6 protein-coding genes are annotated in these 6,688 nt (G+C 64.6%); 1 reads left to right on the top strand and 5 read right to left on the bottom strand.

The window, feature by feature from the left end:
• Positions 1-285, top strand: a 285-nt coding sequence (locus KA184_07820) for a hypothetical protein (protein ID MBP8129475.1), incomplete at its 5' end; no start/stop codon positions are given.
• 130 nt (positions 286-415) lie between these two features.
• On the opposite strand, the gene mutY is transcribed toward KA184_07820, so the two are convergent.
• The 5 genes from mutY to KA184_07795 all read right to left on the bottom strand — a co-directional run bounded on the left by mutY (position 416) and on the right by KA184_07795 (position 6,595).
• A complete protein-coding gene (gene mutY, locus KA184_07815) occupies positions 416-1,441 on the bottom strand; it encodes an A/G-specific adenine glycosylase (GenBank protein ID MBP8129474.1) in 1,026 nt (341 codons plus the stop codon).
• 102 nt (positions 1,442-1,543) lie between these two features.
• A complete protein-coding gene (locus tag KA184_07810) occupies positions 1,544-2,512 on the bottom strand; it encodes a hypothetical protein (GenBank protein ID MBP8129473.1) in 969 nt (322 codons plus the stop codon).
• Between the two features lie 18 nt (positions 2,513-2,530).
• Positions 2,531-4,033 (bottom strand): prolyl oligopeptidase family serine peptidase, encoded by a 1,503-nt coding sequence (locus KA184_07805; GenBank protein ID MBP8129472.1) that lies wholly within the window; start codon positions 4,031-4,033, stop codon positions 2,531-2,533.
• 40 nt (positions 4,034-4,073) lie between these two features.
• The gene (locus KA184_07800) at positions 4,074-5,375 is read right to left on the bottom strand and encodes a DUF1080 domain-containing protein (GenBank protein ID MBP8129471.1); all 1,302 of its coding nucleotides are present in this window, start codon (positions 5,373-5,375) and stop codon (positions 4,074-4,076) included.
• A gap of 128 nt (positions 5,376-5,503) precedes the next feature.
• Positions 5,504-6,595 (bottom strand): hypothetical protein, encoded by a 1,092-nt coding sequence (locus KA184_07795; GenBank protein ID MBP8129470.1) that lies wholly within the window; start codon positions 6,593-6,595, stop codon positions 5,504-5,506.
• Positions 6,596-6,688: the final 93 nt, after the last annotated feature.

The raw sequence follows: 6,688 nt of genomic DNA, 5'->3' as shown, positions 1-6,688 counted from the left end.
CAGGACATGGACAAGACCATGGCCTGCTTCGCCGATGATTTCGAGCATTACGAATACGGCGACAAATCAGGCATTCAGGACTTCATCGGTCAGGCGGTCGATATGGGCTACCTGGAAGACCTCGAAACCAGCGTTGAGGATGCAGAGGCGGAGGTCGACGGCGAGGAAATCATTGTCTACCCGGTCGAACTCTCGGGCGCGTTCGGCTCGGTCACATTTGAACTTGTGTTCCAGGATCGCAACGGTGAAATGAAGATTACGGGGCTGGACGCTTCGGGCCTGTAATCTGACCGGTTTTGTTGGCCTTTGCAGTCGCGGCAACCGGACGCTGCGCGTCCGGTTGCCGTGGCTTGTTGTTTGGGAACAGCACAAGGACACGCGGGCACCGCACGGTCAGGAAAAACACGCGGCGCTCTCAGAGCAGGTGCAGGAACTTGTGATTGGCCTTGGGAAACGCCAGTTCCGAAAACTCAGCAGACCGCACCCAGCGCAGTTCGGTGTGACTTCTGGGATGCGGTCTGCCCGAGACCAGCGCGCAGCGGTACACATTTAGCGTGACGCGGAAATGGGTGTAGGCGTGCCGTACGCAGGCAATCAGGCCGCCGGGCCTGACTTCGATCCCCAGTTCTTCGCGGCACTCGCGCAGAAGCGCCTGCTCATGCGATTCGCCCGCGTTCACTTTGCCGCCGGGAAACTCCCACAGGCCGCCGAGCAGCCCTGCCGGCGGACGTTTCCCCACCAGGAATTTGCCCTGCCGCGCAATAACCGCGACGACGACCTCGTGGTGCGGACGGGCCTTGTCCGCGCCGCGCACGGGCCGCAACTCCACCGTGCCCGCCCGGAGCGCGCGGCAGCATGCCGCCACGGGGCAGAGCGCGCAGCCGGGCCGTTTCGGCGTGCATACGCGCGCACCCAGTTCCATCATCGCTTGATTGAAATCGCCCGGCGCCGTGCGCGGCACGAGCCCGCCCGCCAGCGTCCAGAGCTTCTGTCCGGTCGCGGGACGGTCCATCGCGTCTTCGATGTCGTACAAGCGCGCGAGCACGCGCTTCACGTTACCGTCCACGACGGGCGCCGCGCGGTCGAACGCGATGCTGGCCACCGCACAGGCCGTGTACGGGCCGACGCCGGGCAGTAATTGCAGCAGCTCGGGCGACCGCGGGAATTGCCCGCCGTATTGTCTGGCGATAACCTTCGCGGCGCGGTGGAGATTGCGTGCACGCGTGTAGTAACCGAGACCTTCCCAAAGCTTGAGAACACGGTCCGGCGGCGCGGCGGCCAGCGCATGCACCGAGGGAAAGGCCTCCAGAAAACGCAGGTAGTAAGGGAGGGCCTGGTCCACGCGCGTCTGCTGCAGCAATATTTCCGAGAGCCAGACGTGATACGGGTCGCGGCTGCGCCGCCAGGGCAGGTCCCGCGCTTCGCGCCGGTACCAGGCCAGCAGGGCGCGCCGGAACTCGCGCGCCTCCTTCAACACGGACGGCGTCCCTCGCGCGTGCGGCGTGCGCGTTTCAGGGTTGGCAACATCTTTCTTCCCATGTTTTCAAGGTTGCCGTGACTCTTCGAGATAGCGCCCCACTTCCGCGAGGACGTCGCCGCGGCCTGCCCAGGGTTTGAAGACAAGCCGCATGCGCATCTCATACTCATGCCCGATTTCCGGTTGCGGCACAATCAACTGAAAGTCCCACGCGGGATTGGTGTCCGAGCCATCGGGGGTGGCCCCGCCGCCGGAAGGCGAATGGGCAAACCGGATGACCGGTCCTGGCTGGAAGATGTAAACAAGCACGCTGTCCCCCACGCGGCCGTAGAAAAACGGCTCCGCATAGCGCAGCGGCGAAAACGAGGCGTAGAGCGTGCTCCCGGGTTCCGCGAAAGGCAGTTCGAGCGCGTCATCCACGCGGCGCACCGTGCTGTCACGGTCGTGTTGCGGCGTGCAGTGCTGAACCCAGACCGTCTTGCCGCCTTCCTGACAGGCGCCGCGCAGGTACATGCTCTTGTCAAGCGGCGCATTGATATACGACGCCCAGAACACGCCGAGAAAACCGCCCTCGAACACGTCTTCACGCGGCACGCACCGAAAATGCAGGTCGACGTAGTACGGCTCTTTGAGTTCGAAGCGGGTCCAGCTTTCCACGCCAAAATGCGGAGTTCGCGGCTGATGCAATTCCGCCACCGTTTCGCTGATGCGCGTGAAGGTCATTGCCGCGTGCCGCGGCTCGAAGAATATCTCCGCTTCCGGCGGACGGGGCCGCGCATCAAAGTAATGTTCGAGATTCAGTCCGGCGTATTGCGGCACGAAGGGCGATTCCTCCCGGTTGGGGGCGGTGATCGCGAAGACACCGTTGTATCCGGCGCGGTGCGGCTCCGCCGCCGCGTTGTCGCCGATGACGCAACGCAGTCCCGACACCGTGAATGTGCCGGAATGCGCCACGTCACCGGTTCCCTGCGCGCCGATGGCCGCGCATTCGAAAAGCGCGGCGAACAAGGCGACCGCGCGTATGCCTGATTTCATCGATGGTCTCTCCCGCCGTCATGCGGCCTCGCGCGCCCCTCTTGACGCCGCGGCTTGCTGGCGCAGCGCGCCGATGTTCAACGAATCGCCAAATGGTTTGACCGGGCATTCGAGATACAACGATTCGAGCCGCGCCGTGTGTTCCGGCCCGAGATCCGCGTAATCGAGCAGGCCGGTGATCACGTCGCGTTGCTCGACCACGGGGTAATTCAACCGGTTCGCGGGCTTGCCCGTTCGCAACACGGGCAGATTCGCCAGTTCCCCCCTGTAACGCCGCATGAGATGTTCGAGTTTGGCCGCGTTGAGGATGCCGGGGGAGGGCGCGGCTCGCTGGTAATGCTCCACGAAGCTGTCGGGGGTCAGGTCCCACTCGAAAGTGGTGTGGCCCGCCTGCGGCGCGGGGCCGCCCTCGTCGAGATAGAGCAGCGACCATTGGTGGTCCGGGCTCCAGGGCCTGTCTTCGTTGCCGGGCCGGCGCTTGGGCTTGTTCCCGCTGTCCTTGAACATGTCGAGCGTAAGTTCGAAGCTGTCCTCCTGTAGCGGCATGACGCGTGTGAAAACCCGCTCCGGCGGCAGCACTTCCTCGAAGGTCACGCGCGCCTTGTCGCACAAGGTCAGCGAATCAAGATCGCGCCGGTAGCCCTCGGGGAAGCGCGCAGGCTCGAAGGCGCGCACGTGCTGGCGCGTCATCTGCTCGATGGGCACAAGCATGTCACCCGTGGCGCTCATGACCAGCACCGGGTTCGCGATGCGGTCCACATGGGAGATCGGGCTCACGTAGTACCACGCATCGTTCGAGAGATCGTTCGGAAAATACCGGTACGACCAGTCGGCCAGCATGGTTACCGACGCCAGAATGGGCAGCGGCGATTCGTCCATCTTCGCGGGATAGCGCATGGGCCCTTTGTTCGCTTCGAAGTAGCTGAGATTGTAGGCCCAGTTGACGACGGGCACGTCCGCGGTCGTCGAGGTGACGGGAAACAGGTCGGCGCTCATGGCAAGGGCCATGTAGCCACCCTGGCTGCCGCCGTCGATGTGCAGGCGCGTGCGGTCGATAAAGGGCAGGCGGCGCGCCCACTGAATGATCGCGCGGGCGAGGTTGTTGCCGTTTCCCACGCTACAATCGATGGGCGATTCGCCCTTTTCATCCGTGTAATGCGCCGTGAATACCGCCCAGCCACGGTCGCACCACGTCTTCGCACCGTCTATGCTCTTCTCATAGTGCACGTGGCAAAACGCCGGCAGCGGCTCGCCCGACGCAAGCGCGCGCCGGTGCACGATCAGCCGCGCCAAGCCGGTCTTTGCGTCGCCTTCGATGCCGATATAGGGCACGCGCACCGTCACGGCGCCCAGCCGCCACGTGTACTCCGTCTCCACCACCGTGACCGCGCCTTCAAAGCCGTGCTCGTTCGGGACCAGCCCGTCCAGGAACGGCGTGGGCCGCAGGAACATGAACAACAGCACGGCGACAACGCACAGCGCAAGCCCGGTCTTGGCAAGCCATTTCCAGCGGTTCTTCATCACGCGCGCTTCCCTTCACGCGCCGCCGGGACGCGACGGGTCACAGCGGCTTGATACGGATGTTTCGGAACGCCACGTAATTGTCGTGGTCCGTGAGACCGATAAAACCGCGGCGCAGCCGCGGTGCCAACTCTTCGTGGCCGTCAAAGCTGAGGTCCTGCACCACCTGGCCGTTGATCGTAACCTTCACGTGCGGCCCCTGGCAGACAACTTCGAGGTCGTTCCAGAGCCCGTCCTGCTTCGTGGGCAGCGACAACGGCGGGACCACGTCGTAGACCGCGCCCGTGTTGTCTTTCGTCAGTTCCTCCGCGCCGAAATCGCCGCGCATCTGCACCTCGAAACCGAACTTCGACGCGCGCGCCCCGCGCGGCGCCCGGCACCACACGCCGCTGTTGCCGCCGGGCAGGATCTTCCATTGCAGGCGCAGGATGAAATCGCCGTAGCGCTCCCGCGACATGAGCGCTTCGCCGCCGCCCGCGCGCCACTCGATGAAACCGTCTTCGCTGACCTGGAAGCTCTCCTTGTTCTCGCCCTTGTACCACCAGCCGTTCAGCGTCTTGCCATCGAACAGGGCAACAAACCCTTCCTGGCGCTCCGCTTCGCTGAGCACCGTGTTGTCGGGCGTCCAGGGCGATTTCTCGGCCTCGGTCATGAGGGCCGCGTCGAGGGCTGCATAGTCGCTGTCGTTGCCCTCCAGCAGGAAGTGTACGGCGCCCAAGCTGAAATCCGGAATCGCGCCCGCCAACAACGTCGGCATTTCCGGCGGCGCCTGCGGGGGGCTCCCGGTAAGACTGAGGTCGCCATTCTGCGGCGCGGCCACAATGAGCTGCGGCGCGGCCTTCTTGAAGGTCTCTGCGAGTTCGGCGGCATCCGGGCCGTCGATGAGGTAGATCGCCATGCCGTGGCCGCGGAACGCTTTTGCCGCCGTGCGCACGGCCCGATTGCGGAATGCGGGGTCGCTGCTATCGCCAAGGACGCGCACCAGCACGCCCATGCGCGAGTCTTTCGCGCGGAAGGCTATGGCGTCAACCGTCTGCACGCCGGTGGGATCAAGCTCCGAGCCATCCTCATTGAATCCGCGCAGGTCGAAGCAGATCGCGTTGCCGCCGGCCTCCGCCACGCGCGCCATCGCGGGGACCACCTCGCCAGGGGCGCCGGAAGTCGCGCCAAGCCCGGGCGTCTCGATGCCGTACACGGTGAACGCCTTGTCGCCGCGGTACAGTTGCCCGCCCTCCATCCGGAAATCGTCCTTCCCGAAGATAATCGACCGGCAGCCCGCGCCGCACACCAGCACCGCAGTCAACAACACGAACATTAGAGTGTAACAAGCAACCTTGTACATCGAAGACTCCCTTCGCCGGAAAGATGAAGACATCACACCACGTTGCGGTCCGGCGCACGAACCGGTTCCGCGGACGCCATACGCGGCCCCATTCTACCGGAACTGCGCCGCCCTTATTCCAGTGACGGTCAGTATCGCACTTCGGAGGCGCGCACGCCGGCCGCCCGGTCGCGGATTTCGGCCTCCGGGATTCCCGCCGCCGCATACATCGCGAAGATATTTGCATCCGGGGTCTCCGGCGGCACGGCATGCGATGCCGCCAGGATATAGCCGCCGCCATCTGCGGTCATGCCCTCGATAAGCCGTTCGGTTGCGGCGCGCACCTGGTCCGGCGTGCCGTTCGGCAGCAGGTCGTGGGTGTCCACGCCGCCCATGAAAGCCAGCGCGGCGCCGAATTCGCCTTTGAGTTCCAGCGGGTCCATGCCAGGACAATTGCATTGGACGGGGTTCAACACATCGACGCCAATTTCGATCAGGTCGGGGATCAGCGGGCGCACCGCGCCGCAGCAGTGGTACGCCACGGGCAGCCCGCGGCGCTTGCCCGCATCGATGATTTGTTTCAACCGCGGCTTGATCAATTCGCGCCAGAGCGCAGGATTCATTATCGGCGCCTGCTGCCCGGCTACGTCGTCGCCAGTCCAGAGCCAATCGAGCGGGAACCGCTCGCACGCCGCTTCGGACAGTGCCAGCGCGAAATCCGCGCAGCGCCCAAGCATCGTGTCCGCGAGTTCAGGGTCTTCGACGAGGTCGAGCGTCGCCGCGCCCATACCGCGCAACCGCGCGTACATCTCGTAGACGCACGGCGAGACGTCGCAGCCGATGAAAAACGCGCCTGCCTGCCGGACCGCCGGCGCCATCTGCGCCAGCAGCGTTTCAATGCTGTCATAAGGGAAAGCATATTCGAGGCACCCGTTCCGGTCCGTGCCTTCAAGCGGAAAGCGGACGATCTGGTTGAATTCGCCCTCCTTGCGCCAGGTGATCCCCCAGTAGTCCGTGTGCGACTCGCCTTCGCGGTCGTGTACGACACCCTCCATCGCGTAATTATTGTTGACCCACGCCTGCCGCACGTCGTCGCCCAGGATATAGGCCAGCGCGGCGCGCGGCGCCTCGAGCAGCCGCGCCAGCCGCGCCGCGGTCGACGGATGCAACCACATATACACCGGCACGCGGTCCACCGGCCGGCGCGCGAGCGCGTTCTTGACCCGGTCTTTCGCCTTCATGATTCCCTTCCTCGGACTGCTCCTCGCGAGAAACATCAAGTCTTCGCTCAGGCAAGGATACACCAAGTCGACGCGATTGAAGACGGGCTGAAG

Source organism: Candidatus Hydrogenedentota bacterium (assembly GCA_018005585.1).
Lineage (GTDB): Bacteria > Hydrogenedentota > Hydrogenedentia > Hydrogenedentales > JAGMZX01 > JAGMZX01.
The sequence above is the reverse complement of the archived record's forward strand: the minus strand, read 5'-3'. Positions and strand labels throughout refer to the sequence as shown.

Coding starts and splice junctions, on each gene's coding strand:
- KA184_07810 (MBP8129473.1), bottom strand. CDS start 2,512: ATGAAATCAGGCATACGCGCGGTCGCCTTGTTCGCCGCGCTTTTCGAA.
- KA184_07805 (MBP8129472.1), bottom strand. CDS start 4,033: ATGAAGAACCGCTGGAAATGGCTTGCCAAGACCGGGCTTGCGCTGTGC.
- KA184_07800 (MBP8129471.1), bottom strand. CDS start 5,375: ATGTACAAGGTTGCTTGTTACACTCTAATGTTCGTGTTGTTGACTGCG.
- KA184_07795 (MBP8129470.1), bottom strand. CDS start 6,595: ATGAAGGCGAAAGACCGGGTCAAGAACGCGCTCGCGCGCCGGCCGGTG.